Here is a 24,918-nt window from a genome sequence, read left to right on the forward strand (position 1 = left end):
CCCGGCGCGCGGAAACGACGGGAGATCAGCGGCGGCCGGCGCGCAGCCAGCCGGCGACCTCCGTGGCGTAGTATGTGAAGATCAGGTCCGCCCCGGCCCGGCGGATCCCGGTCAGGGCCTCCAGGACGATCCGCTCGCGGTCCACCCACCCGTTGGCGGCCGCGGCCTCGATCATCGCGTACTCCCCGGAGACCTGGTAGGCCGCCACCGGCACGGACGAGAAGTCCGCGACCTCCCGCAGCACGTCCAGGTAGGCCATGGCCGGCTTGACCATCACCATATCGGCTCCCTCCTCCAGATCCAGCTGGGTCTCCAGGAGGGACTCGCGGCGGTTGGCCGGATCCTGCTGGTAGGTCTTGCGGTCCCCCTGCAGGGAGGAGCCGACGGCGTCGCGGAACGGGCCGAAGAAGGCCGAGGCGTACTTCGCGGAGTACGCCATGATCGAGACCTCCTCGAAGCCCTCCTCGTCCAGGGCCTGCCGGATCGCGGCGATCTGCCCGTCCATCATGCCCGACGGGCTGACCACGTGCGCCCCGGCCCGGGCCTGGGAGACGGCCATCCGGCAGTAGGCGGCCACGCTGGCGTCGTTGTCCACGACGGTGGTGCCGAAGCGGTTCTGCGTCAGCGGCCCGCAGTGCCCGTGGGAGGTGAACTCGTCCAGGCAGGTGTCGGCCATGATCACGACGTCGTCGCCGAACTCGTCGTGCACGGCGCGGATGCCGCGGTTCAGGATGCCGTCCTCGGCCCAGGCGGCCGAGCCCTCGGCGTCCTTGTCCGCGTCGAGGGGCACCCCGAACAGGTCGATGCAGCGCACGCCCGCGGTCACGGCCTCGCCGACGGCGCGCACCAGGGATTCCACGGTGTGCTGGTGCTGACCGGGCATCGAGGGGATCTCCTGCGGGGCGTCGATGCCGTCGCGCACGAACAGCACCTGGATCATGTCCTCCGGGTGCAGGCGGGTCTCGGCGACGATGTCGCGCATCGCGGGGTTGGTGCGCAGGCGCCGGGGCCTGCGGATCAGGTCCAGGCGGGTGCGGGCGGGGGTCTGGGGGTTCTGCTCGGTCATGGGGTGGGTCTCCTCCCGGGTAGTTCGGATGGGTTCGGATGCATTCGGAAGCGTTCGGGGTGGCGGCGACTCAGCCGGAGCGGGCGCGCAGCGCGGCTTCGGCCAGGTTCTCCGGGGCGGGGCTCACGGCGGTCACGGCGGCCAGGCCGAGCTCCCGGGCCCGGGCGGCGGTGGTGGACCCGAGGCAGACCACGGGCTCGGGCAGCGGGCCCAGAAAGTGCAGGGCCTCCAGCTGCCGGGGGGAGGTGACCAGCACGACGTCGGCGGCACGCTCGTGCAGGACCTCGGCGGTGGCCTGCCGATCCAGCGCCGGGGCGGCGGACTCGGCGGGACGCTCCTCCCCCGCGCCGCCCGGGGCCTGCCCGCCCAGGGGTTCCGGGGCCGGCCAGTCGGCCATGGCGTAGGCGACGGCCTCGGTGACCTCCGCCCCGAGCTCGCGCAGACCGTCGGCCAGCTCCGGCCGGTGCGGCCGACCGTGCACGCACAGCACGCTGCCCGGCGCCCCGGCGCGGCCCAGCCGGGTCAGCAGCCCGCGAGCGCTCTGCTCCTCCTCGCCGGCCGCGGTCTCGGCGGCAGGCGTCAGCCCCTGGGCGCGGGCCTCCTCGGCGGTGGCCCGGCCCACGCAGTGCACTTGCGTGCCGGCCAGCAGCGCGGCGGGCTCGGCGTGGACTGACCGGCCCGCTGCGTGCAGCCGGGCGAGCCCGGCGCGCAGCCCGCGCAGCCCGTTGACGCTGGTGAAGGTCGCGGCCTCCCAGGGACCGCCGCCCAGGGCCGAGTCCAGCGCGTCCAGCTCGGGCTCGGTCAGAGCACGCGGGGCCCGCAGCGGGCTGAGGATCAGGCGCAGCCGGCGCTTGCGCAGGGCCTCGGCCAGGGCGCGCGCCCGGTCCGGGGTGCGGGTGGCCAGCACGACGCCGTCCCGACCCGCGCTCGTGCGCCCCGCGTCGGTGCGGTTCACGCCCGGCCCGCCTCCGCCCCCGTGTACCGGTCGGCGCCGCGGCCCAGCAGGGTCTCGGCCAGCTCCGTGCCCAGCCGGGCGGCGGCCCGCTCGGCCTGCTCCAGCGGCTCCGGCCCGGGAACCCGACCGGAGACCTCCCCGGACCTCGCGCCGGGGGTCTCGGTCGCGGCGTCGACCCCGGGGAAGCCCGCCGGCAGCGGGGTGCGGGCGGTCTCCCTCAGGATCTCGGGACCCTGCTTCCCGGAGCTGTGCCCCTCGGAGCTCTGCAACCCAGATTCCCGCGGATCCGCCACGACGGCCTCCAGGACGAGCACGGGCGCCCCGGCCTCGTCGGTCTCCAGCTGGGCGTAGGCTCCGACCGGTGCCGCGCAGCCGGCTTCCAGGCGCAGCAGCAGGGCCCGCTCGGCCCGCACGGCCACGCGGGTGGCCGAGTCCTCCAGGGCGCGCAGGGCGGTGAGCACCTCGGGGGCGGTGTCCTCGGTGCGGTACTCCACGGCCAGGCACCCCTGGCCCGCGGCCGGCAGCACCCGGTGCGGGTCCAGGAAGTCCGTGACCACGGCGGATAAGCCCAGGCGGGCCAGCCCGGAGGCGGCCAGCACGACGGCGTCCAGGTCTCCGCGGGTCTCCCGCCCGACGCCGATGTCCGTGACCCCGTGGTGCTCCAGCCCCCGGACCCGGGACAGCCGGGTGCCCACGTTGCCGCGCACGTCCGCGATCGCGCACTCCGGGCGCAGCGCCCGGATCTGGGCGGCCCGGCGCGGGGATCCGGTGCCGATCACCGCCCCGGCCGGCAGCTGCTCCAGGGTGAGCCCGTCCCGGGCCACCAGCGCGTCCCGCGGATCCTCCCGCGGGGGGTGGGCCAGGGCCAGGGCGCCGTCGAAGGCGTCCTGGGTGGGCAGGTCCTTCAGGGAGTGCACCGCCAGATCCACCCCGCCGGTCAGCAGCTCCTGGCGCAGGGCCGCGGCGAACACCCCGGTGCCGCCCATCTGGGCCAGCGGCCCGGAGGTCACGTCCCCGGTGGTGGTGACGATGGACAGCTGCGCCGGGACCCCGTGGGCCGCCAGGAGGTCGGCGACCTGCTGGGACTGGGTGGTGGCCAGCTTCGAGCCGCGAGTGCCCACCCGCAGCGGCGTTCCCGCACCCTCGGGGCTCATACGTCCTCCGCGGGGGCGATCCGCTCGGCGTCGTCCCCGGTGTACTCGGCGATCACGGGCTTGACCCGCGCGGCCCGGGCCGGCTTGCAGCACTCCGGGTTGCAGGCGTCGAACCAGCCCTTGCCGCCGCAGGCGCTGACCCGGGCGGCCTGCACCCCGTCGGCGTCCTCGGCGGGGGCGGTCTGGGCCACCCGCTCGGCGATCAGGTCCCGCAGGCTGGCCACGTAGGCCGGGTGGGTGCCGGGGGTGGGGGTGCGCACCGCCTGGATGCCCAGCTTCTGGCAGGTCTCCATCGCCTCGGTGTCCAGGTCCCATTTGACCTCCATGTGGTCTGAGACGAAGCCCAGCGGCACCATCACGACGCCGTCCACGCGCCCTTCGAGCTTCTCCAGGGCGTCGTTGACGTCCGGCTCCAGCCACGGGGTGGACGGGGAGCCGGAGCGGGACTGGTAGACCAGCTCCCAGTCGCACTCGGCCAGCTCCGCCGGGTCCAGGGAGCCCAGCACGGCCCGGGCGGCCTGCAGGTGCTTCTCCACGTAGGCGGAGCCGCCCTCGTAGTCCGCGGCCCGCGGCCCGGCCTCGTCGGCCGCGGTGGTGGGCACCGAGTGGGTGCAGAACACGATGCGGATGCGCCCGTTGCCGGCGGCGGGATGCTCGGCGGCGGCGATCTTCTCGCGCACCTCGCGCAGGCCCGCGGACAGGCCCTCCGCGAAGGAGGCGATGAATCCGGGGGCGTCGTAGTGCTGGCGCAGCTTGTCGATGCGCAGCTTCCCCTCCAGGCCCAGCTCCTCCAGGGCCATCCCGTAGTCCTCGCGGTACTGGCGGCAGGAGGAGTACCCGGGGTAGGCGCTGGTGGCCAGCACCAGCAGCCGCCGGTGCCCGGCGTCGTAGGCCTGCTGCACGACGTCGTTGACGTACGGCTCCCAGTTGCGGTTGGCCCAGTACACGGGCAGGTCGGGTCCGCGCTCGGCCAGCTCCCGACGCAGGGCGGCCAGCAGCTCCCGGTTCTGCTGGTTGATGGGGCTGATCCCGCCGTTGGCGCGGTAGTGGGTGGCGACCTCCTCCAGGCGCTCATCCGGGATGCCGCGCCCGCGGGTCACGTTGCGCAGGAACGGGATGACGTCCTCCTGGCCCTCGGGTCCGCCGAAGGAGGAGAGGATCACGGCGTCGTAGGCCGCCGGCGCCTCGGCGCGGGGCCGGATCAGGCGCTGCTCGGAGACGAACTGCTCGCCCGCGCGCAGCTCGGCGGGGCCGTGGCTGGCGGTGTTGTCCGGATCGGTGCGGTTGGGGATCGGGTCGGCGGGGATGTCGGCGGCGGTCAGGGTCATCGCAGCACCTCCACGGCTTCGACGGCATCGATCCGCCGGCCGGCGTAGAACGGGGTCTCCTTGCGCACGTACAGGCGGGCCTCGGTGTTGCGGAAGTGGCGCATCATGTCCACCAGGTCCACCAGCTCCGGGGCCTCCAGGGCCAGCACCCACTCGTAGTCGTTCAGCCCGAAGGTCGCGATGGTGTTGGGCAGCACCTGCGGGAAGTCCCGGCCCTTCAGCCCGTGGTTCTTCATCATGTCCGCCCGGTGCCCGGGGTTGCGGTAGTACCAGTCCCAGCTGCGCACGAACGGGTAGACGGTCACCCACTGCTCCGGGGGGATCCCCTTGGCGAAGCTGGGGGCGTGGCGGCGGGTGAACTCGGCGTCGCGGTGCACGCCCATCGTGGACCACACGATCTTCGTCCCGGCGAAGGCGGCGGTGCGCCGGTAGCGGCGGATCGCGGCCTGCAGGGCCTCGGGGGCCTCGCCGTGGATCCAGACCATCACGTCCGCGTCATCGCGCATCGCGGAGACGTCGTAGAGTCCGCGCACGGTGACCCCGTCCGCGGCCAGCTCGGCCTCCAACGCTTCCAGCTCCTCGGCGGCCTCGTCCCCGGGGGCCGGGGCACCCAGGTGCGGGTCGCGGGCGAAGACGGTGTACAGGGCGTAGTACAGGCGGTCATCGCCCTCCGCGGCGCCGTGGGCAGTGTGGGCCTGCGGGGCGTGCCCGGAGGCGTGCTGTTCGGAGCCGTTCTGCTCGGTGCTGTGGTGTTCGGTGTGCTCGGTCATGGCGGGTGCTCGACCTTCCTTTCCTTACGTTCCGTGCGGGCGCGCCGGTGATGCGGGCGGCGCGCCGGCGATCTTCGCGGCGGGGTGCGCTGGGCCTCATCCCCCGCGGGGTGCGGGCAGATCCAGGGCGGCGACGGCGCGGCGGGCGTCCGGGACCACCGAGGCCAGGCCGGTGCCGGCCAGCCACGCGCCGACGGCGCCGGCCCCGTCGACCTCGGCCAGGGCGCTGCGGAACCGCTCGGCCCGCGCCCGGTGTCCCGCCGGGACGCTGGGCATGGCCCCGTCCCAGCGGACGACGTCCGCGCCGAGGACGTCCTCCCGGCTCAGGGGCACCCCCAGGATCCGGGCGGCGTCGTGCAGGGCGAGGGCGGCCAGCTTCCCGTCGGGCAGCCGCACCTCCTCCCCCGCGGCTCCTCCGGCCCGCCCGTAGGACAGGCGCAGCACGTGCTGGTACTCCCCGAGGCGCTCGTCGATCCAGGCCCATTTGGCGTTGGCGTGGGTCAGCGCCTTGGCGCGCACGTCCCGGGCGGCCTCGGAGACCAGGACGCCGGTGCCGCGGGGCGCGTCGTCCAGAGCGGGGGCGCGCACCACGAGGGTGGCCAGCGCCAGCCGCGGCCCCGGCGCCATCCCCGGCACGGCCTCCGGCGGCAGGTGGGGCCCCAGCAGCCGCACCGCGGTGGGGCCGTCGGCGGCCACCACGACGACGTCGGCGCGCAGGGCCGAGCGGTCCCCGGCCCCGCGCTGGCGGCGGATGGCCATCCAGGGCCCGTGTCCGGCGTCCCGGTCCAGGGCCAGCACCTCGCAGGCATCCACCAGGCGCACCCCGCGCCGGGTCAGATCGGCCACCAGGGCCTCGGAAAGCTGGTTCATCCCGCCCTCGATCCCGGCGACCTGGCTGCCGGCCGGGGAGGCTGCGCGCAGGGCGGCGGCGGAGGCGGCGAGGCTGCCGTGCTCGCGGATCCCGGCGCGCAGACCGGGGGCCACGGTGTCCGCGTCCAGCTCATCCGGATCGGTGGAGTGGATGCCGGTGGTCACCGGGGCGACGAGGTTCTCGGCCACGGCCCGGCCCATCCGGGCGCGCACCAGTCCGCCGAGGGTGCGCTCCTGGGCGCCGACGCGGGCGGGCAGGAGGCGATCCAGACCCGCCCGGTACTGCCCGGACCGGCCGAGGGCGGGGGTCAGGGCGGGGTCCAGCGGGTTGCCGGGGATCCCGAGGATCCCGGAGGCGGGCATCGGCACGGAGCCTGCGGGCAGGTGCAGCCAGGATCCGGTGGGGCGGGGGCGCACGATGCGCTCGGCCAGGCCCAGCTCGCCCAGCAGGGCGGGCACGGCGTCGTTGCGGGTGGCGAAGGACTCCGCGCCGGAGTCCAGCACCAGTCCGGCCAGCTCGTGGGCGGCCACCACGCCGCCGAAGTGCTCGCGCCGCTCCAGCACGGTGGTGCGCAACCCGCGCGCGGCCAGCTCCCGGGCCGCCACCAGCCCGGCGATGCCGCCGCCGATGACGAGGGCGGTGCGGGGACGGCGGGCGCGGGACTCAGCGGCGGGCATCCGCGTCTCCCTCGGGCCGGTCCTGCTCGGGGCCGTGGGCCGGCTGGGCGTGGATGAGCCGGACCAGGCGGGTGAGCACCTCCGGCTCGGTCTCCGGGGGCACGCCGTGGCCGAGGTTGACCACGTGGGTGCGGGCGGCGCGTCCGCGGCGCAGCACGTCCAGGGTGTGCTCGCGCAGCGGCTCCCACCCGGCGCCCAGCAGCGCGGGGTCGATGTTGCCCTGCAGCACCGGGTCCCCGCCCAGCCGGGCCGCGGCCTCGTCCAGGTCCAGGCGGTGGTCCACCCCGACGACGTCGGCCCTGGCCTCGCGCATGGCCCCCAGCAGCTCGGAGGTCCCGGTGCCGAAGTGCACGCGCGGCACCCCGTAGGCCTCGACCGCCGCCAGCGCCGCGGCCGAGTGCTCCTGGACGTGCTCGCGGTACTCGCGCAGCGGCAGGGAGCCGGCCCAGGAGTCGAACAGCTGCACCGCGGAGGCCCCGGCTTCCACCTGGGCGCGCAGGAACCGCCCGGACAGCTCGGCGGTCCAGGCGGCCAGCTCCCGCCAGGCGGCGGGGTCCGCGTGCATCATGGTGCGCGGGGCCAGGTGGTCTCGGGAGGCCGCCCCCTCGACCATGTAGGCGGCCACGGTGAAGGGGGCGCCGGCGAAGCCGATCAGCGGGGTGTCCCCCAGCTGCTCGACGGTGCGGGTCACGGCCTCGCGCACGGGGTCGAAGGCGGAGTCGGGCACCTCGGGCAGGGTCCGGATCGCGGCGGCGTCCCGGTACGGGGTGCCCATCACGGGCCCGCGACCGGGCACGATGTCCACGTCCAGCCCGGCCACCTTCAGCGGCACGACGATGTCGGAGAAGAAGATCGCGGCGTCCACCCCGTGTCGGCGCACCGGCTGCAGGGTGATCTCCGCGGCCAGCTCGGGGGTCAGGCAGGCCTCGAGCATCGAGGTGCCCTCGCGGGCCCGGCGGTACTCGGGCAGGGAGCGTCCGGCCTGGCGCATGAACCACACGGGCGGGTGCCCGGGGCGCCGTCCGGTCATGGCCCGGATCATGGGGGATTCCGCGGCGCCGCGGCTGCGCAGGGGGTGCTCGGCGGGCAGCAGCGCCAGCTGCTCCTCGCCGAGCAGGGTCCGGCCCGCCGTCGGGCGCGGTGAAGAGGTCTCAGGCATGGTGCGTCCCATTGTGCCAACCAGCGCCCCCGCTTTTGTCGACAGGGTGTCATCCCCGGGCGGGTTCGCGGGTGGGATCCGACACCCCGGCGTGTCGTCGGTCTCCGCGCACCCTCCGACCGCGGAGCGGCGTGGTTATTATGAGCGAGTCGTGGTTACCTTCTCTCTCGTCGCATCGCACAGGACCGTGGACCTGAACACCGTCGCCCGCCTCTCGGCCGGCGTCGGCGCGCTGCCCCCTGCCCTGGTGCAGGGCGGCGGCCTGCAGGGCATGGTCGCCCTGTCCACCTGCAACCGCCTCGAGCTGTACGCCGAGGCCTCCGGCTCCGAGCAGGAGCTGGAGGAGTCCCTGGCCCACATCACCCGCAGCATCGCCGCCACCTCGGGGCTGGACCCGGAGTTCGTGGCCGATTCCTTCCACCTGCACACCGGCCAGGAGGTCCCCGAGCACCTGTTCACCGTGGTCTCCGGGCTGGAGTCCGCCGTGGTCGGGGAGCGGGAGATCGCCGGGCAGGTCCGCCGCGCCCTGGGTACGGCCCGGGAGCAGCACACCGCCTCCGGCGAGCTGATCCGGCTCTTCGAGGCCGCCGCGCGCACCGCCCGCGCGGTGGGCACACAGACCTCCCTCGGCGAGCGGGGCCGCTCGATCGTCTCGGTGGCCCTGGACCTGGCCGAGGACGTGGCCACCGAGGACTGGGCGGACACCCGCGCGCTGGTCTTCGGCACCGGCGCCTACGCCGGGGCCGCGATGGCGGCCCTGACGGCTCGCGGATGCCGGGAGATCCGGGTCTACTCCGCCTCCGGGCGCGCCGCGGAGTTCACCGCCAAGCGCGGGGGCACGCCCATCACCCGCGAGCAGCTGCCCGAGGCGATGGCCGCGGCGGATCTGGTCGTCGGCTGCAGCGGCGGCTCCGCCCCGCTGTCCGCGGCCGTCATGCCGGAGGGCCCGCGCGTGGTCGTGGACTTGGCGCTGACCCGGGACTTCGACCCATCCGTCGCGGATGTGCCGGGGGTCGAGCTGATCACCCTGGAGTCGGTGCGCCTGGCCGCCCCGGAGGAGACCGTGGAATCCGTGCAGGCGGCCCGCCGGATCGTCGAGGATTCCGTGCGGGAGTTCGCCGAGCAGCGCAGCGAGCGCTCCGTGGACGGCGCGATCGTCGCGCTGCGCCAGCACACCATGGCCGTGCTGGAGCAGGAGATGGCCAAGGTCCGCCACCAGTACGGCTGCGGGGCGCAGGCCGACCAGCTGGAGTTCGCGATGCGCCGGATGATGCGCTCCCTGCTGCACCAGCCCATGGTCAACGCCCGCCGCCTGGCCGCGCAGGGCCGGGCCGGGGAGTTCGTGGCCGCCGTCGAGGCGATGTACGACCTCGAGGTCCCGGCCGCCCCGGCGTCGCAGGACGACGCCGAGGCGTCCTGCCCGGTCACCGGCCGGCTGCCGGAGTCCAAGGCCTCCTGAGGCGGCCCGCCGCTGAACGCACTGGGACAGCGCGCCCCTGACGCGCACAGCGAAATCCCGCGGGACCCCGGCCGGGCGACGGTGCGGGCCTCGGTATCCTGGGCCGGGAGAGCAGTCACGGGCGGTTGCCCTGCGGTGCCAGCCGCCCGCCATCGAGCTACTGGAGGAGACATGGAGATCAAGATCGGCATCAAGGATGTGGCCCGCGAGGTCGTCCTGGAGAGCTCCGAGAACGCCGGGGAGATCTCCCGGCAGGTGGCCGAGGCCATCGAGAACAAGACCCTGCTGAAGCTGACCGACGCCAAGGGCAACGTGACCCTGGTGCCCGGGGAGGCCCTGGGCTACGTGGAGATCGGCGCGGACACCAAGCGCCACATCGGCTTCGGCCCGTTCTCCGAGGCCTGAGCAACCCGCAGCCGAAACCACCCGCACGGGGACCCGCGCACTGACGGTGCGGGTCCCCGTGCGCGCATCCACGCCCCCGCCACCGACGCCGCCCGCCCCTTCCCGAAGGCAAAGGCCCGCGCGCGGCGCGCGGTACAGTGGAGGCGATCACGAGACCCTGGGAGACCCCTTTCATCCATGAGCCAGAACACCGCTGAGCACCCTAGCCCCGAGGGCTCCGCCGCCGAGGCCGCGCCGAGCACGGACGCGAGCATCGAGCAGGCCCTGACCGACACCACCCCCGCCCCGGAGCCGGAGAAGACCTTCGCGGACTTCGGCGTGCGCCAGGACATCTCCGAGGCCCTCGCCGCCGAGGGCATCACCCACCCCTTCCCCATCCAGTCCCTGACCCTGCCGGTGGCCCTGTCCGGGCAGGACATCATCGGGCAGGCCAAGACCGGCACCGGCAAGACCCTCGGCTTCGGCCTGCCCGTGCTGCAGCGGGTCGTCGGCCGGGACGACGCCGGCTGGGACAAGCTCACCTCCCCCGGCGCCCCGCAGGCCCTGATCGTGGTGCCCACCCGGGAGCTGGCCGTGCAGGTCGGGTCGGACCTGACCGCCGCGGCCCGCACCCGCAACGCCCGCGTGGCCACGATCTACGGCGGGCGGGCCTACGAGCCGCAGATCGAGGAGCTCGAGCGCGGCGTCGAGGTGGTCGTGGGCACCCCCGGGCGCCTGATCGACCTGCACCGGCAGAAGATCCTCAACCTCTCCCAGGTGCACGCCGTCGTGCTGGATGAGGCCGACGAGATGCTGGATCTGGGATTCCTGCCGGATGTGGAGCGGATCCTCTCCGCCGTGCCGGACAAGCGTCAGACCATGCTGTTCTCCGCGACGATGCCGGGCCCGGTGATCGGCATGGCCCGGCGGTACATGTCCCATCCGATGCACATCCGCGCCTCCTCCCCGGATGATGAGGGGGCGACGAAGAAGGACATCACCCAGGTGATCTACCGGGCGCACCCGATGGACAAGGACGAGCTGATCGCCCGGGCCCTGCAGGCCGAGGGCCGGGGCCGCACCATCATCTTCACCCGCACCAAGCGGGCCGCGGACCGGCTGGCCCGGGAGCTGGTGGACCGCGGATTCGCGGCCGGGGCCATCCACGGGGACCTGTCCCAGGGTGCCCGGGAGCAGGCCCTGCGCGCCTTCCGCAACGACAAGGTGGACATCCTGGTGGCCACCGACGTGGCCGCCCGCGGCATCGACGTCACGGACGTGACCCACGTGGTCAACTTCCAGGCCCCGGAGGATGAGAAGACCTACCTGCACCGGATCGGGCGCACCGGCCGGGCCGGCAAGCGGGGCACCGCGATCACCCTGGTGGACTGGGAGGATGTGCCGCGCTGGTCCCTGATCGACAAGGCCCTGGACCTGGGGGTCCCGGAGCCGGTGGAGACCTACTCCTCCTCCCCGCACCTGTACGCGGATCTGGGCATCCCGAAGGGCACCAAGGGGCGCCTGCCGAAGGACAAGCGCACCCACGCCGGGCTCGAGGCGGAGCGCCTGGAGGACCTGGGCGGACCCGAGTCCCGCTCCGGGAAGGGCGGGTCCTTCCGGGGACGCCGCTCCAGCGGTTCCCGGTCCGACGGCGGGCGCTCCCACGGCCCCCGCTCGGGTGGTTCCGGCCGGTCCCGGCGCTCCGAGGATCGCCCCGGCCGTCAGTCGCGCGAGCAGCGCGGCGGCGACAACACGGCGGGCTCGGGCGAGTCCGGTGAGGGCCGCCCGCGGCGGCGCACCGGGGGCTCCGGGTCCGCGCAGGGCGCCTGATCCGATCGCGCGTGCTCCTCGAGGCTGACGGCCCGGACCTGGTGGTCCGGGCCGAGAACATGGATGTGCTGCCGCAGCTGCCGCGCGGCGCCTTCTCGATGATCTACGTGGATCCGCCGTTCAACACGGGGCGGGCGCAGGTGCGGCGCACCCTGACGACGGCCCCGGCCCGAGACGGGCAGGCCGCGGACCGCACGGGGTTCAAGGGACGCGGCTACGCCTCGGTGCTGCAGCGGCTAACCCGCTACGACGACGCCTTCGAGGACTATTGGGGGTTCCTGCTGCCCCGGCTGGAGCAGGCCTGGGAGCTGCTGGCCCCGGACGGCACCCTGTACCTGCACCTGGATTACCGGGAGGTGCACTACGCGAAGGTCATGTGCGACATGGTCTTCGGCCGGGAGTGCTTCCTGAACGAGATCATCTGGGCCTACGACTACGGGGCGAAGGCCCGACGCCGCTGGCCCACCAAGCACGACAACATCCTGGTGTACGTCAAGGACCCGAAGGCGTACCACTTCGACGCCGCGGAGGTGGATCGGGAGCCGTACATGGCCCCGGGGCTGGTGACCCCGGAGAAGGCGCGGCGCGGCAAGATGCCCACCGACGTGTGGTGGCACACCATCGTCTCCCCCACGGGGAAGGAGAAGACGGGGTATCCCACACAGAAGCCGGTAGGGCTGGTGCGCCGCATGGTCGCGGCCTCCTCCCGTCCCGGGGACTGGGTGCTGGACTTCTTCGCCGGCTCCGGCACGCTCGGGGCGGCGGCCGCGTCGCTGGGGCGCCGCTACGTGTGCATCGACAGCAGCGAGGAGGCCGTGCGCGTCATGACCGAGCGCCTGCCCGCCGCGCGGGTCCTCGACCAGCCCGATTCCGCCCGACTCGGCCCGTGACCACGGCTCAGCCTCCTGACGGGTTCAGCGGTTTCCGTCCCGCCATCTCCCGGATGGCCGCCAGCACCTCCGGATCCGTGGTGTTCTCCCCCAGCCGGTTGGGTTTGCCCTCCCCGTGGTAATCGGAGGAGCCGGTGACCAGCAGGTCGTGACGGGCCGCTAAGTCCAGCAGCCAGCGCCGTCCCGCCTCCGGGTTGTCCCGGTGGTGCACCTCCACCCCGGCCAGCCCCTCCTCGACCATCGTCTCGAAGGTCTCCTCCCCCACCACGCGGCCGCGGGCGCTGGCCACCGGGTGGGCGAAGACCGGCACCCCGCCGGCCGCGCGCACCAGCCGCACCGCGCGCACCGCGTCGATGGCCCGGTGCGGCACGTAGTACGGGGAACCGCCGCCTAAGATCGTGGCGAACACGGCCGAGCGGTTCGGGGCGACACCTGCGGCCACCAGGGCGTCGGCGATGTGCGGGCGGCCCACCGTGGCGTCCCGGCCCGCCTGGGCCAGCACGTCATCCCAGGTGATCGGGTAGTCCTCGGCCAGCAGCTCCACCATGCGCCGGGCCCGGACCCGGCGGGCCCGGCGGGTCCGCTCGATCTCCCCCAGCAGCGCCTCATCCCGGGGGTCCTGGAGGTAGCTGAGCAGGTGCACGGAGATCCCGCGCGGATCCTGGCAGGTCACCTCCATGCCCGGAACCAGCTCGATGCCGCAGCACTCGGCCTGCTCTGTGGCCTCGGCCCAGCCGGCGGTGGAGTCGTGGTCGGTCAGGGCGACGGCGTCCAGGCCGGCGGCCGCCGCGGCGCGCACCAGCTCGGCCGGGCTCTCGGTGCCGTCCGAGACGGTGGAGTGGGTATGCAGATCGATGCGCACAGCCACAGGCTACCGCCGACCCGCCGCTGACCGGCGCGTGCGCCCCGCGTTATCGTGGGCACATGACTTCCCAGAACCAGACCCCCGCAGAGACCCCCCTGCCCGAGGGGGAGAACCAGCCGCTGGGCGAGCGGGTCACCAACCGCTCCCAGCCCCCGCGCTCGGCCGCCTTCAAGGAGTTCATCGGCTCCCAGTGGGCCCCCCGCTCCGAGCAGCTGCCGGCCCGCGCCGAGGTGGCCGAGGCCGCCGCGCGCCGTCGAGCCGCGATCTCGGCGAAATTCCCCGGCGAGCGCCTGGTCATCCCGGCCGGCCCGCTGAAGGTTCGCTCCAACGACGTCGACTACCGCTTCCGCCCGCACTCCGCCTTCGCGCATCTGACCGGGTTGGGCGTGGACCACGAGCCGGACGCGGTGCTGGTCATGGAGCCGCTGGCCGAACCCGCCGCGGACGGCTCCGGGCACGAGGCCACCCTGTACTTCCGGCCCCTGGCCGGGCGGGACACGGACCAGTTCTACTCCGACCCCCGCTACGGGGAGTTCTGGGTCGGCCCTCAGCCCACGCTGGAGGAGATCCACGCGGAGTACGGCATCGCCACAGCGGACCTGTCCGAGCTGGAGGTCGCGGTGACCAAGAACGCCGGGAACCGGGCCCTGGGCGGGGTGCAGGTGCGCCTGGTGCGCGAGGTGGATCTGAACGTGGACGCCCTGGTGGACACCTCCCGGTACAACACGGGGGTGGACCTGGAGCAGGCGGACACCCAGGACGCGGCCCTGACCGAGGCCCTGTCCGAGCTGCGCCTGATGAAGGACGAGGTGGAGGTCGCGAACCTGCGCCGGGCGATCGCCGCGACCGTCACCGGCTTCGAGAACATCATCCGCGCCCTGCCCGCCGCGAAGGCCCACCGGCGCGGGGAGCGGGTCGTGGAGACGGCGTTCTTCTCCGCCGCGCGCACCGAGGGCAACGACGTCGGCTACGAGACCATCGCCGCGTGCGGGAACAACGCGACCGTGCTGCACTGGATCCGCAACGACGGCACGGTGCGCGACGGCGAGCTGATGCTCGTGGACGCCGGCGTCGAGGATGACACCCTGTACACCGCGGACATCACCCGCACCTTCCCCGTGGACGGCACCTACACCCCGGTGCAGAAGCGCATCTACGACGCCGTGCTCACGGCCTCGGAGGCGGCCTTCGCCGCCGCGAAGCCCGGCAACCGCTTCCGGGACGTGCACGCCGCGGCCATGCGCTCCCTGGCCGAGTCTCTGGATTCCTGGGGGCTGCTGCCGGTCTCCGTGGAGGAGGCCGTCTCCGATGAGGGCGGGCAGCACCGCCGCTGGATGCCGCACGGCACCAGCCACCACCTGGGTCTGGATGTGCACGACTGCGCGCAGGCGAAGCGGGAGCTGTACATCGACGGGATCATCGAGGAGGGCATGGTCTTCACCATCGAGCCCGGCCTGTACTTCAAGGAGGATGACCTCGCGGTGCCCGAGGAGTACCGGGGCATCGGGGTGCGCCTGGAGGATGACGTGCTGATCACCGCGGACGGGGCGCAGAACCTCACCGCGGCCCTGCCGCGCACCACCGAGGAGATCGAGGCCTGGATGGCCGAGCTGGCCGGCTAGTCGCCCTCTGCGCTCCCGAGGGAGGTGAGATGAGGGTTCCGTGTTGAGATGCGAGGATCCGGCATCTCAGCGGGGCCTAGCGGTGGTCCTCGTCGCGGATGCCGTAGCGGGGACGCCCGTCGGGCAGGTCCTGGTAGTCCGCGGCCTGGGTGCGCCGGGGGTTCTGCCCGCCGGTCTGCCCCGCCTGCTCCTGGCCGGTCTGGTGCTCCTGGCCGGGCTGGGAGCTCGACTCCGCGGCGTCGGCTTCAGGGGTCCCCGGCTGGGCGGCCGGTCCGGCCTGTCCGGGTCCGGCCTGCGGCGCCTGCCCCCACCCAGGCTGCCCCCCGGACGGCTGTCCCCCACCGGAGCGGGGATCGCCCTGCGGGCCGGGGGCCCCGTATCCGCCCTGGCCGTAGCCCGGTCCCTGCTGGGGAGCACCCGGGCCGTACCCGCCGGGGGCACCCGGCTGCTGGCCCGGGGCCGGGCGGAAGGGGCTGGGCGCGGCGCCGCCGCCGAGCAGACGCCGGGCCTCCTGCGCCTCCTGCGGGGAGCAGACCAGCTCGTAGCTGCCGGCCACGATCTGCCCGACCGCCGTGTAGTTGCGGGCCCCGCCGTTGCGGGAGTAGCTGATCACCGCCAGGATCATCCAGAAGAAGATGCCCAGCGGCACCGCGGTGGTGAACGCGACGGCGGGGCTGTCCTGGGCGAAGGCGATCATCAGGAAGGCCATGACCACCCCGAAGAACGCCCCCTGCAGGGCCCCGGAGAGGGCGACCTTGGCGTAGGAGAGGGTGCCCACCACGTGCTCCACCTGGCGCAGGTCGGTGCCCACGATGCTCAGATGCTGCACTGGGAACTCCCGTTCGGCCAGCAGATCCACCGCCGCCTGGGCGTCCTCGTGCCGCGAGTACCGCCCCACCGGCACGGTGGAGGACAGCTGCAGCGAGCGCTGGTCGGCGAGCCTGTTCTTCCCGGAAGTAGCCATGTCCACCATTGTCCACAACCCCGCCCCCGCGCGCGGGAGGGCCCGCGGATGATCGCCACCGGTGAACCGCGCGCGGACCTGCGAGGGCCCGGGATCCCGCCCCGGGCGCCGGGTAGGCTGGATGGGTGAGCAACCAACCGAGCAGAATCTTCATCGCCAGACTCCTGGGCCTGGACGTCTTCGACCCGCTCGGCGACCGGCTGGGACGCCTGCGCGACGTCGTCGTCCTGAACCGGGACAATCTGCCCAAGCACCCCCGCCCCCTGGTCGTGGGCATCGTCGTGGAGGTGCTGGGCAAGAAGCGCGTCTTCGTGCCGATGACGCGGGTGACCAGCATCGACTCCACCCAGCTGATCGTCACCGGCCTGGTGAACCTGCGCCGCTTCGAGCAGCGCGGCGCCGAGGAGCTGGTGATCGGGCAGATCTTCGACCGTCGGGTGGAGTTCGTGGACGGCTCCGGGACCGCGACCATCGAGGACTGCGCGATGGAGCAGTCCAAGAACGGGGACTGGTCCATCTCGGAGCTGTTCGTGCGCCGGGTGGGCGCCGGAGGCGGGCTGATGCGCCGCAACCGCAACCAGGCCCTGGTGGTGGACTGGGACGAGGTCACCTCCGGGCGCAGCGCGGACCCGCAGGGGGCCGAGCACTTCCTGGCCACCCACGAGGACTCCCAGCCGGCGGACCTGGCCGACGCCCTGCAGGATCTCAACGAGAAGCGGATGCTGGAGGTCGCCGAGGAGCTGCAGGATGAGCTGCTGGCGGACGTGCTGCAGGAGCTGCCGGAGGATGACCAGGTGCAGATCCTGTCCAACCTGGACCTGCAGCGCGCCGCGGAGATCCTCGAGGAGATGGAGCCGGACGATGCCGCGGACCTGCTCGGGCTGTTCACCGACGCCCAACGGGAGACCCTGCTGGAGCGGATGGAGCCGGATGAGGCCGACGACGTCCGGCGTCTGCTGGAGTACGAGGAGGGCACCGCGGGCTCGCTGATGACCCCCGTGCCGATCATCCTGCCGCCGGAGGCCACCGTGGCCGAGGCGCTGGCGCAGATCCGGCAGGAGGAGATCAGCCCGGCGGTGGCCGCAGCGGTGCTGGTGTGCCGCCCGCCGCTGGAGACCCCCACGGGCCGGTACATCGGGATGGTGCACATGCAGCAGCTGCTGCGCTTCCCGCCGCCGGAGCCGGTGGGCAACATCATCGACCGCAGCATCGAGCCGGTCCGGGACATGGCCTCCCTGGAGGAGGTCTCCCGGGTGCTGGCCACCTACGATCTGACGATCATCCCGGTGGTCAACGGCCACGACCGGCTGGTCGGGGCCATCACCATCGACGACGTCCTGGACGCGCTGCTGCCGGATGACTGGCGGACCAACGACGACGGCACCCCGGTGCGGAAGGCAGGTCGGAAGTTTGAGTGAGGCATCGAAGTCCCGGCGCGCCCGCGAGGTGCGCCCGGCCGGTCTGGATACGCCCCTGGAGTCCAAGCCGCGCTGGTACCGCCGCTACCGGCCCAACCCGGAGGCCTTCGGCGTGGTCTCCGAGGGGATCGCCCGGTGGATGGGCACCCCGCAGTTCCTGGTGTGGATGACGGTGTTCGTGGCCGTGTGGCTGGGCTGGAACACGTTCATGCCGGAGAACCTGCAGTTCGATCCCCGGGCCCTGAACTACACCCTGCTGACCCTGATGCTGTCCCTGCAGGCCTCCTACGCCGCTCCCCTGCTGCTGCTGGCCGACAACCGCCAGGCGGACCGGGACCGGGTCCAGGCCGAGCAGGACCGGCAGCGGGCCGAGCAGAACCTGGCCGACACCGAGTACCTCACCCGGGAGATCGCCTCGCTGCGGATCGTGCTACGGGAGGTCGCGACCCGAGACTTCGTGCGCTCGGAGCTGCGGGATCTGCTGGAGGAGCTGACCGAGGACGAGGACGACGCCGAGGAGTCCGGCGGCGAGCGGCCCGGGCGGCGCAAGCGGGTCAAGTCCAATCCGGAGACCAAGACCTCGATCCTGGATCTGGCCCAGGCCGATGAGACGGGGCCCGGCACCTCGCTCGGGGCCGCGGGCGAGCCCGGGAGGTCCCGCGGGGCCGGCTCGTGAGCCCCGCGGTCGAGGATCTCGACGCCGCCCTGGGCCATGCCCTGGCCCGGGTGATCGACCCCGAGCTGCGTCGGCCCATCACGGAGCTGGGCATGGTGGACTCCGCCGTCGTGCGGGAGGGCCGCGCGGAGGTCTCCGTGCTGCTGACCGTGCAGGGCTGCCCCCTGCGCGGCACCATCGAGCAGGACGTGCGGGAGGCGGCCCTGACGGTCGCGGGGATCGACGACGTCGCGGTGAGCGTGGGCTACATGAGCCCCGAGCAGCGGCAGCGGCTGCGCGAGCGCCTGGGCCACACCCGGACCAATCCCTTCGCCCAGCCGGATTCCCTGACCCAGGTCTACGCGGTGGCCTCCGGCAAGGGCGGGGTCGGCAAGTCCACGGTCACGGTCAATCTGGCCGCGGCCCTGGCCTCCCAGGGCCGCTCCGTGGGCATCGTGGACGCGGATGTGCACGGCTTCTCCGTGCCGGGGCTGCTGGGGATCACCCAGGCCCCGACCAAGCTGGAGGACATGATCCTGCCGCCCGTGGTGGAGGTGCCCCACCGGACCCGGGAGGATCCCAGCGCGGGATCCGTGCGGGTGATCTCCATCGGGATGTTCGTGGACGGCAACCGGCCCATCGCCTGGCGCGGCCCGATGCTGCACCGGGCGCTGGAGCAGTTCCTCACGGACGTGCACTTCGGGGACCTGGACGTGCTGCTGCTGGATCTGCCCCCGGGCACCGGGGACATCGCGATCTCGATGGCGCAGCTGCTGCCCACCGCGCGCCTGCTGCTGGTCTCCACCCCGCAGCAGGCGGCCGTGGAGGTGGCCGAGCGGGCCGGGACGCTGTCCCTGCAGACCGGCCAGGAGGTGATCGGCGTCGTGGAGAACATGGCGGCCATGCTCCTGCCGGACGGGTCCACGATGGAGCTGTTCGGGGCCGGCGGCGGGCAGCGGCTGGCGGGGCGGCTCACCGAGGATCTCGGCTACGACGTCCCGCTGCTGGGCTCGGTGCCCCTGGATCTGGCCCTGCGCGAGGGCGGGGACGCAGGCACCCCGGTGGTGTGGTCGGCTCCCGAGTCCCCGGCCGGCTGCGCGCTGCGGCGGATCGGACAGGCCCTGGGCTCCCGGGGCCGGGATCTGCCCGGGCGGTCCCTGCCGCTGAATCTCTGAAGCGGTGGGTCGGGGGTCACCGCCGCGCTGATCGGGTGAGCCGGGCTCAGGTGGCCTCGGTGTCGAAGGGGGCCAGCTCCCCCGGCGCCAGGCGCACCAGGTTCTCCTGCGGCGGCCGGTTGGCCCAGGCCCGCTCGCGGCGCTGCTCTTCCTCGTCCTCGCGCAGCGCGTCGCGCACGATGCGGCGCGGATCATACTGGCGGGGGTCGTAGGCTCGCCAGTTGAAGCCCTCCAGGTCCGGCCCCAAGGTCTCCTTGACCCCGTCCTTCGCCTCCATCGCGGTGCGCCGCAGGGACTTCACGAGATCCCGCAGCTGCGCCGCGTACTCGGGCATGCGCTCGGGCCCGATGACGAAGAAGACGATGACCGCGAGCACGAGGAACTCGCCGCCGTTGATACCAAACACAGTTGGCAGAGTATCAGTCGAGACCCGCGCGATCCCCGCCCGCGGCGGGTGATGCTCCCGACGTCGGGGCCGGGGCGGCGGGGAGCGCGCGACGGATCAGTCGGTGATGGGCTCCAGGCACTCCTTGAGCGTCTGGGCCTCCTCCTTGGTGATCTCCAGGACCATGCGCCCGCCGCCTTCCAGCGGGATGCGCATGATGAGGGATCGCCCCTCCTTGACCACCTGCATGGGGCCTTCGCCGGTCCGGGGCTTCATCGCGGCCATCGTCGCTCCTTCACAGATCTCTGGACGGTTCCTGATGGACGGTCCCCCGAATGGTCCGGGCCGCACACCTTCTCCCATGATAGCCCGGTCACGTCCGGATGCGTCAGCCCGGGAGACGATCACGGCGGGAAGTCCCCGCCGCTGGGCAGCTTCTTCCAGTGCCACAGCCACCCGACCCACAGCAGCTGGCCCAGCCCCGCCCCCACCAGCAGCAGCACGCGGTAGGCGCGGGACCGGGAGACCTCCACCAGAGGTGCGGCCAACGGGAAGGCCGGCAGCAGCAGCCGGAAGGTCGAGGACTGCGGGAAGAGGAACACCAGCAGATAGACCGCGTAGCAGCCCAGCCACATCCGCACCGCGCCGGGCAGGCTCCCCCGCACGGCCCGGGAGCCCAGCAGGGCCCAAGCGCCCAGCAGCAGCAGGGCCAGCGCGAGCCACCCGGCGTCACCGAAGAAGACCCGGGCCTGCTGGAACCACGGCTGCACGGGCAGCAGGTGCTCCCCGCGCCAGGCGGTCTCCGTGGCGGTGTAGGCGTCGGGCCGCCCGGTCACGGCCCAGGCGATGCCGGGCCAGATCAGGGCGCAGGCGCAGGCGAACAGGGCCAGGGCCAGCTCGGCGCGGGTGCGTCGAAGCGCCAGCAGCGTCGCCCGCCCCGCCGAGGCGGAGGCGGCCCCGGACTCGGACCGCACCTGACGCACGGTGCGCAGCCAGCCCACCAGCCACCACAGGCCCAGGGCGGCACCCAGGGGCACCCCGACGGGCCGGGACAGGCAGGTGGGCACCAGGAGCACCGCGCAGATCCCCCACCGCCGGGCCGTCAGAGCCCAGAGCACCGCGACCAGGAACATCAGGTTCATGGACTCCGCGTACGGCACCTGCAGGATCGGGGCGATGGGGTTGAGCAGGACCAGGGCCGTGGCCAGGGCCGGGCCGGCGTCGATCGTGCGGGCCGGCGAGGTGAGCCCGGCGGAGCGTCCGTCGCGGCGGCAGGCCCGGAAGAAGCCGTAGAGCAACACCGCGGTGACCGCCCCGCAGGCCAGGGAGATCGCCGCGCCCGCCGGCACGAAACCCAGGCCGGTGATCCGCATCAGGGCGCGGGTGGCCAGCGGGAACAGCGGGTAGAAGGCCCACGGGTTCTGCCGCACGTGCCCGTCGAGATCGGTGGGCAGCTGCTGCGGGTAGCCGGTCGCGGCGATCTGCCGGTACCAGTCCGCATCCCAGATTCCGATGAACCTGCCGTAGTCCATCGGCCCGTCCACCCAGGGGTTGGTCCCCTGCTGGCGGGCGACGAGGCTGAAGACGATCCAGCCCCAGACCCGGGTCAGCAGGTAGATGCCCAGGAGCACGACCCACACGGGCAGGCGCCCGAGCGTCGGGGCGACGGTGCGCGCGAGGCGGCGGCTGAGCCGGCCGGCGGGCCCGGCGCCCGGTGCGGGCCCGGGGCCCGGCGCGGCGGTCGCGGCGTCGGACTGGGTCACCGCTCGAGGGGGCCGCGGGCCGGGCCGGGGGTGTCCAGGCCGTCCTCGGACAGGCGCTCGGCGGCGCTGATGCGATCGGTGCCCAGCACAGCACAGGAGATGATGACCACGGCCATGACGATCAGCGTCAGGCCCACGAGCACGTAGTTCATGCTCCTCATCCTCCCATCCCGTCGGGGACCGCGACGCCGTCGCGTAACGTGCGTGACATCACCTGTTCCTATAATCTGATTCACATCATGTCCGCACCACCGAACGGGGTCCCATGCCCAGCACCGCTCCGCTGACCGAGACCGCCCTGATCTCCCAGGCCGGCGCCGAAGTGCGCCTGTCCGGGGTGCAGAAGCACTTCGGGGACCTGCACGTGCTCAAGGACATCGAGCTGACCGTCGCCCCCGGCGAGGTCGTCGTGCTCATCGGCCCCTCCGGCTCGGGCAAGTCCACGCTGTGCCGCACGATCAACCGCCTGGAGACCATCGACGGCGGGGAGATCACCGTGGACGGCCAACCGCTGCCGGCCGAGGGCCATCAGCTGGCCCGGCTGCGCTCCGACGTCGGCATGGTCTTCCAGACTTTCAACCTCTTCGCCCACAAATCTGTGCTGGACAACGTGACCCTGGGACCCATCAAGGTCCGCGGCAAGTCCCGCAAGGAGGCCGAAGCCACGGCCCGAGCGCTGCTGGAGAAGGTCGGAGTGGCCGATCAGGCCCACAAGCTGCCCGCGCAGCTGTCCGGCGGTCAGCAGCAGCGCGTGGCCATCGCCCGCGCGCTGGCGATGAAGCCGCGGGTCATGCTCTTCGACGAGCCCACCTCCGCCCTGGACCCGGAGATGATCACCGAGGTCCTGGAGACCATGGAGTCCCTGGCCCGGGAGGGCATGACGATGATCGTGGTCACCCACGAGATGGGCTTCGCCCGCAAGGCCGCGGACCGGGTGGTCTTCCTGGCCGACGGGCGCATCCTCGAGCAGAACACCCCCGAGGAGTTCTTCACCCACCCGCAGACCGAGCGGGCCCGGGACTTCCTCGGCAAGATCCTCAACCACTGACGCCCTCGCAGCACCGCACCCGAAGGAGCACACCATGACCCGCCGCACCCTCCTCCGCCGCCTGAGCACCGCCGCCGCCCTCGGCGCCGTCGCGTCCCTCGCCCTGACCGGGTGCGGGGACTCCGGCTCCGACGGCGACACCGTGCGCATCGGCATCAAGTTCGACCAGCCCGGCCTGGGCTACCAGGACGGCGACACCTACACGGGCTTCGACGTCGACGTCGCGAAGTACGTCGCCAAGGAGCTCGGCTACGACGAGGACCAGATCGAATGGGTCGAGGCGCCCTCGGCCAACCGGGAGAACATGCTGGCCAACGACCAGGTGGACATGATCTTCGCGACCTACTCCATCACCGACACCCGCAAGAAGACCGTGGACTTCGCGGGCCCCTACTTCGTGGCCGGCCAGGACCTGCTCGTGAAGGCGGACAACACCTCCATCACGGGCCCGGATGACCTCAACGGCAAGAACCTCTGCTCCGTCAAGGGCTCCACCTCCGCCCAGAAGATCAAGGACTCCTACGCCCAGGGCACCAACCTGGTGGAGCAGTCCGGCTACGCCGACTGCCTCGGGGCCCTGGAGGCCGGGACGGTAGATGCCGTGACCACGGACGACATCATCCTGGCGGGTCTGGCCTCCACGGACGCCAACAAGGGCAAGTTCAAGGTGGTCGGCAACACCTTCACGGAGGAGAAGTACGGCGTCGGGCTGCCCAAGGGCTCGGACAAGTGCCAGAAGATCAACGAGGCCATCACCAAGATGGAGGACGACGGCACCTGGAAGAAGGACCTGGACGAGGCCACCAAGGGCGCGAACTTCCACTACAACGAGAAGCTCAACCCGCCCAAGCCGGATTCCTCCTGCGCCTAGGGGCCCGCCCGCCGTGGATCAGTTCCTCTCCCTCTTCCGCCAGTACGACGTCCTCGGGGCGTTCTGGGCGAACCTGCAGCTGACCTTCTGGGGCGCGATCGGCGCCTTCATCCTGGGGACGCTGCTGGCCCTGATGCGCATCTCTCCGGTGCCCTCCCTGCGCTGGCTCGGCACCGGCTACGTGCACCTGCTGCGCAACACGCCGCTGACCATCCTCATGGCCGTGGCCGTGCTGGGCTTCTGGACCCAGCTGAAGATCACCCTCTCGGATGACTTCAATCGGAACTTCTTCGCCTGGGCCGTGGTCATGCTGGTGGTCTACCACGCGGCGTTCGTGTGCGAGGCGATCCGCTCCGGGGTCAACACGGTGCCCCTGGGGCAGGCGGAAGCGGCCCGCGCCATCGGCCTGGGGTTCCTGCCGGCTGCGCGGATCGTGATCCTGCCGCAGGCGCTGCGCGGGGCCATCACCCCGCTGGGCAACACGCTGATCGCGCTGACCAAGAACACCACGGTGGCCTCGGTGGCCTCGGTCGCGGAGGCCTCCGGGCTGATGAAGACCATGATCGAATTCGACTCCGACGTGATCCTGGCGATCTTCTTCACCTTCGCCATGGGCTTCGTGATGATCGTGATCCCGATGGGCCTGATCACCACGTGGGCGTCCCGGAAGTGGGCGGTGAGACGATGAGCGCGCAGCGCAGCGTCCTGTTCGACGCGCAGGGGCCCCGGGCCCAGCGGATCACCCTGGGGTTCAACGTGCTGGGTCTGGTCCTGGTCGCCGGCATCTGCTGGTGGATCCTGGCCGGGCTCGCCGCCAAGGGTCAGCTCGACGCCGAGCACTGGGACTTCCTGTTCACCTCCCGGGCCTGGCGCAACTTCTTCCTGCCCGGCCTGGAATCCACGCTGAAGGCCGCGGGCCTGGCGATCGTCACCTCGGTGGTCTTCGGCCTGGTCTTCGGCATGGGCCGGCTCTCCGGGCTGGCCCCGGTGCGGTGGGTGTGCACCGTGATCGTCGAGTTCTTCCGCGCCGTGCCGGTGCTGCTGATGATGATCTTCTTCTATCTGTGGCTGGGCGGGCTGGGGGTGGTCAGCCCCCGGCAGCTGCCGCTGTACGCGGTGGTGCTGGGCCTGACCCTGTACAACGGCTCGGTGATCGCGGAGCTGGTGCGCTCCGGGGTGCAGCAGCTGCCGCGCGGGCAGGGCGAGGCCGGTCTGGCCCTGGGTCTTTCCCGGGCGCAGGTGATGCGGATCGTGCAGCTGCCGCAGGCGCTGGTGGCGATGCTGCCGTCCCTGCTCAGCCAGTTCGTGGTGATCCTCAAGGACACCGCGCTGGGCTACATCATCACCTACCCCGAGCTGCTGGCCGCGGCCCGGCGGCTGGGCTCGGCGCACTCGATGCTGCAGGCCCTGCTGATGGCGGCGGCGCTGTTCATCGTCATCAACGTCCTGCTCACGGCCCTGGCCGGGTGGGTCTCCCGGTGGCTGAGCAGCCGCACCTCCGGGCGCACCCGCCCGGATGCGACCGCCGCGGTGGACCCGGTCTGACCCGCCCGCCCAGGTTCGAGCCCGGTCCGATCCGCGCCGCGGTGTTCCCCGCGGCGCCGTCCGG

Annotated in this window: 25 protein-coding genes; 12 read left to right on the plus strand and 13 right to left on the minus strand. The window is 73.0% G+C overall.

Features of this window, described 5'->3' with window-relative positions:
• Positions 1 to 25 precede the first annotated feature (25 nt).
• The 7 genes from hemB to hemE form a co-directional block, all read right to left on the minus strand.
• Positions 26 to 1,066, minus strand: a complete 1,041-nt coding sequence (gene hemB / locus KKR01S_RS01050) for a porphobilinogen synthase (protein WP_174520360.1) — start codon at positions 1,064 to 1,066, stop codon at positions 26 to 28.
• A gap of 70 nt (positions 1,067 to 1,136) precedes the next feature.
• Positions 1,137 to 2,021, minus strand: a complete 885-nt coding sequence (locus tag KKR01S_RS01055) for a uroporphyrinogen-III synthase (RefSeq protein WP_061225053.1) — start codon at positions 2,019 to 2,021, stop codon at positions 1,137 to 1,139.
• Positions 2,018 to 3,175 carry a hydroxymethylbilane synthase gene (gene hemC / locus KKR01S_RS01060; RefSeq protein WP_061225054.1) on the minus strand — a complete coding sequence of 386 codons (1,158 nt, stop codon included), beginning with the start codon at positions 3,173 to 3,175 and terminating at the stop codon, positions 2,018 to 2,020. Before hemC ends, KKR01S_RS01055 begins: the two co-directional genes overlap by 4 nt.
• The gene (locus tag KKR01S_RS01065; RefSeq protein ID WP_061225055.1) at positions 3,172 to 4,503 is read right to left on the minus strand and encodes a ferrochelatase; all 1,332 of its coding nucleotides are present in this window, start codon (positions 4,501 to 4,503) and stop codon (positions 3,172 to 3,174) included. The genes hemC and KKR01S_RS01065 overlap by 4 nt, the downstream gene beginning before the upstream one ends.
• On the minus strand, positions 4,500 to 5,273 hold the full coding sequence (gene hemQ / locus KKR01S_RS01070) for a hydrogen peroxide-dependent heme synthase (RefSeq protein WP_061225056.1): 774 nt from the start codon (positions 5,271 to 5,273) through the stop codon (positions 4,500 to 4,502). Before hemQ ends, KKR01S_RS01065 begins: the two co-directional genes overlap by 4 nt.
• A 96-nt stretch (positions 5,274 to 5,369) precedes the next feature.
• A complete protein-coding gene (locus tag KKR01S_RS01075) occupies positions 5,370 to 6,821 on the minus strand; it encodes a protoporphyrinogen/coproporphyrinogen oxidase (RefSeq protein WP_061225057.1) in 1,452 nt (483 codons plus the stop codon).
• Positions 6,808 to 7,980 carry a uroporphyrinogen decarboxylase gene (gene hemE / locus KKR01S_RS01080; RefSeq protein ID WP_244884069.1) on the minus strand — a complete coding sequence of 391 codons (1,173 nt, stop codon included), beginning with the start codon at positions 7,978 to 7,980 and terminating at the stop codon, positions 6,808 to 6,810. Before hemE ends, KKR01S_RS01075 begins: the two co-directional genes overlap by 14 nt.
• 151 nt (positions 7,981 to 8,131) lie before the next feature.
• On the opposite strand from hemE, the gene KKR01S_RS01085 reads away from it, so the two are divergent.
• From KKR01S_RS01085 to KKR01S_RS01100, 4 genes are all read left to right on the plus strand, one after another.
• On the plus strand, positions 8,132 to 9,439 hold the full coding sequence (locus tag KKR01S_RS01085) for a glutamyl-tRNA reductase (RefSeq protein ID WP_061225059.1): 1,308 nt from the start codon (positions 8,132 to 8,134) through the stop codon (positions 9,437 to 9,439).
• 171 nt (positions 9,440 to 9,610) lie between these two features.
• Positions 9,611 to 9,844 carry a DUF3107 domain-containing protein gene (locus KKR01S_RS01090; protein WP_055684453.1) on the plus strand — a complete coding sequence of 78 codons (234 nt, stop codon included), beginning with the start codon at positions 9,611 to 9,613 and terminating at the stop codon, positions 9,842 to 9,844.
• A 177-nt stretch (positions 9,845 to 10,021) separates the two neighbouring features.
• Entirely contained in the window at positions 10,022 to 11,653 is a 1,632-nt protein-coding gene (locus tag KKR01S_RS01095; RefSeq protein ID WP_061225060.1) for a DEAD/DEAH box helicase, read from the plus strand.
• A 59-nt stretch (positions 11,654 to 11,712) separates the two neighbouring features.
• Complete coding sequence (locus KKR01S_RS01100; protein WP_055684639.1) at positions 11,713 to 12,543, plus strand: DNA-methyltransferase; 831 nt, start codon at positions 11,713 to 11,715, stop codon at positions 12,541 to 12,543.
• Between the two features lie 7 nt (positions 12,544 to 12,550).
• On the opposite strand, the gene KKR01S_RS01105 is transcribed toward KKR01S_RS01100, so the two are convergent.
• The gene (locus KKR01S_RS01105; RefSeq protein ID WP_061225061.1) at positions 12,551 to 13,405 is read right to left on the minus strand and encodes a PHP domain-containing protein; all 855 of its coding nucleotides are present in this window, start codon (positions 13,403 to 13,405) and stop codon (positions 12,551 to 12,553) included.
• Positions 13,406 to 13,467: 62 nt separating this feature from the next.
• On the opposite strand from KKR01S_RS01105, the gene KKR01S_RS01110 reads away from it, so the two are divergent.
• A complete protein-coding gene (locus KKR01S_RS01110; protein ID WP_081101437.1) occupies positions 13,468 to 15,030 on the plus strand; it encodes an aminopeptidase P family protein in 1,563 nt (520 codons plus the stop codon).
• A gap of 76 nt (positions 15,031 to 15,106) precedes the next feature.
• On the opposite strand, the gene KKR01S_RS01115 is transcribed toward KKR01S_RS01110, so the two are convergent.
• Entirely contained in the window at positions 15,107 to 15,994 is an 888-nt protein-coding gene (locus KKR01S_RS01115; protein ID WP_131800564.1) for a YflT domain-containing protein, read from the minus strand.
• A gap of 125 nt (positions 15,995 to 16,119) precedes the next feature.
• Between KKR01S_RS01115 and KKR01S_RS01120 the strand changes: the two genes are divergently transcribed.
• Genes KKR01S_RS01120 through KKR01S_RS01130 form a run of 3 tightly spaced genes read left to right on the plus strand, consistent with a single transcriptional unit; the run spans position 16,120 to position 19,242 of the window.
• A complete protein-coding gene (locus tag KKR01S_RS01120; protein WP_055684457.1) occupies positions 16,120 to 17,412 on the plus strand; it encodes a magnesium transporter MgtE N-terminal domain-containing protein in 1,293 nt (430 codons plus the stop codon).
• On the plus strand, positions 17,405 to 18,088 hold the full coding sequence (locus tag KKR01S_RS01125) for a DUF1003 domain-containing protein (RefSeq protein ID WP_224799738.1): 684 nt from the start codon (positions 17,405 to 17,407) through the stop codon (positions 18,086 to 18,088). Before KKR01S_RS01120 ends, KKR01S_RS01125 begins: the two co-directional genes overlap by 8 nt.
• Entirely contained in the window at positions 18,085 to 19,242 is a 1,158-nt protein-coding gene (locus tag KKR01S_RS01130; RefSeq protein ID WP_061225063.1) for an Mrp/NBP35 family ATP-binding protein, read from the plus strand. Before KKR01S_RS01125 ends, KKR01S_RS01130 begins: the two co-directional genes overlap by 4 nt.
• Positions 19,243 to 19,288: 46 nt before the next feature.
• On the opposite strand, the gene KKR01S_RS01135 is transcribed toward KKR01S_RS01130, so the two are convergent.
• The 4 genes from KKR01S_RS01135 to KKR01S_RS10865 all read right to left on the minus strand — a co-directional run bounded on the left by KKR01S_RS01135 (position 19,289) and on the right by KKR01S_RS10865 (position 21,542).
• Positions 19,289 to 19,648, minus strand: coding sequence for a twin-arginine translocase TatA/TatE family subunit (locus KKR01S_RS01135; protein ID WP_055684459.1), 360 nt, complete (start codon positions 19,646 to 19,648; stop codon positions 19,289 to 19,291).
• Between the two features lie 96 nt (positions 19,649 to 19,744).
• Positions 19,745 to 19,912, minus strand: coding sequence for a DUF3117 domain-containing protein (locus KKR01S_RS10445; RefSeq protein ID WP_064724935.1), 168 nt, complete (start codon positions 19,910 to 19,912; stop codon positions 19,745 to 19,747).
• A gap of 119 nt (positions 19,913 to 20,031) precedes the next feature.
• Entirely contained in the window at positions 20,032 to 21,390 is a 1,359-nt protein-coding gene (locus tag KKR01S_RS01140) for a putative hexosyltransferase (protein WP_061225064.1), read from the minus strand.
• A complete protein-coding gene (locus tag KKR01S_RS10865) occupies positions 21,387 to 21,542 on the minus strand; it encodes a hypothetical protein (protein ID WP_165596151.1) in 156 nt (51 codons plus the stop codon). Before KKR01S_RS10865 ends, KKR01S_RS01140 begins: the two co-directional genes overlap by 4 nt.
• A 113-nt stretch (positions 21,543 to 21,655) precedes the next feature.
• Here KKR01S_RS10865 and KKR01S_RS01145 point away from each other — a divergent pair, with 113 nt between their 5' ends.
• The 4 genes from KKR01S_RS01145 to KKR01S_RS01160 are packed head-to-tail and all read left to right on the plus strand — an operon-like array spanning position 21,656 to position 24,854.
• Complete coding sequence (locus KKR01S_RS01145; RefSeq protein ID WP_061225065.1) at positions 21,656 to 22,438, plus strand: amino acid ABC transporter ATP-binding protein; 783 nt, start codon at positions 21,656 to 21,658, stop codon at positions 22,436 to 22,438.
• Between the two features lie 34 nt (positions 22,439 to 22,472).
• A complete protein-coding gene (locus KKR01S_RS01150) occupies positions 22,473 to 23,309 on the plus strand; it encodes a glutamate ABC transporter substrate-binding protein (protein ID WP_061225066.1) in 837 nt (278 codons plus the stop codon).
• Positions 23,310 to 23,322: 13 nt separating this feature from the next.
• Complete coding sequence (locus tag KKR01S_RS01155) at positions 23,323 to 23,997, plus strand: amino acid ABC transporter permease (RefSeq protein ID WP_055684463.1); 675 nt, start codon at positions 23,323 to 23,325, stop codon at positions 23,995 to 23,997.
• Entirely contained in the window at positions 23,994 to 24,854 is an 861-nt protein-coding gene (locus KKR01S_RS01160) for an amino acid ABC transporter permease (RefSeq protein WP_055684464.1), read from the plus strand. Before KKR01S_RS01155 ends, KKR01S_RS01160 begins: the two co-directional genes overlap by 4 nt.
• Positions 24,855 to 24,918: the final 64 nt, after the last annotated feature.

It is taken from the genome of Rothia kristinae NBRC 15354, assembly GCF_001570865.1.
GTDB classification, from domain to species: Bacteria; Actinomycetota; Actinomycetes; order Actinomycetales; family Micrococcaceae; genus Rothia; species Rothia kristinae.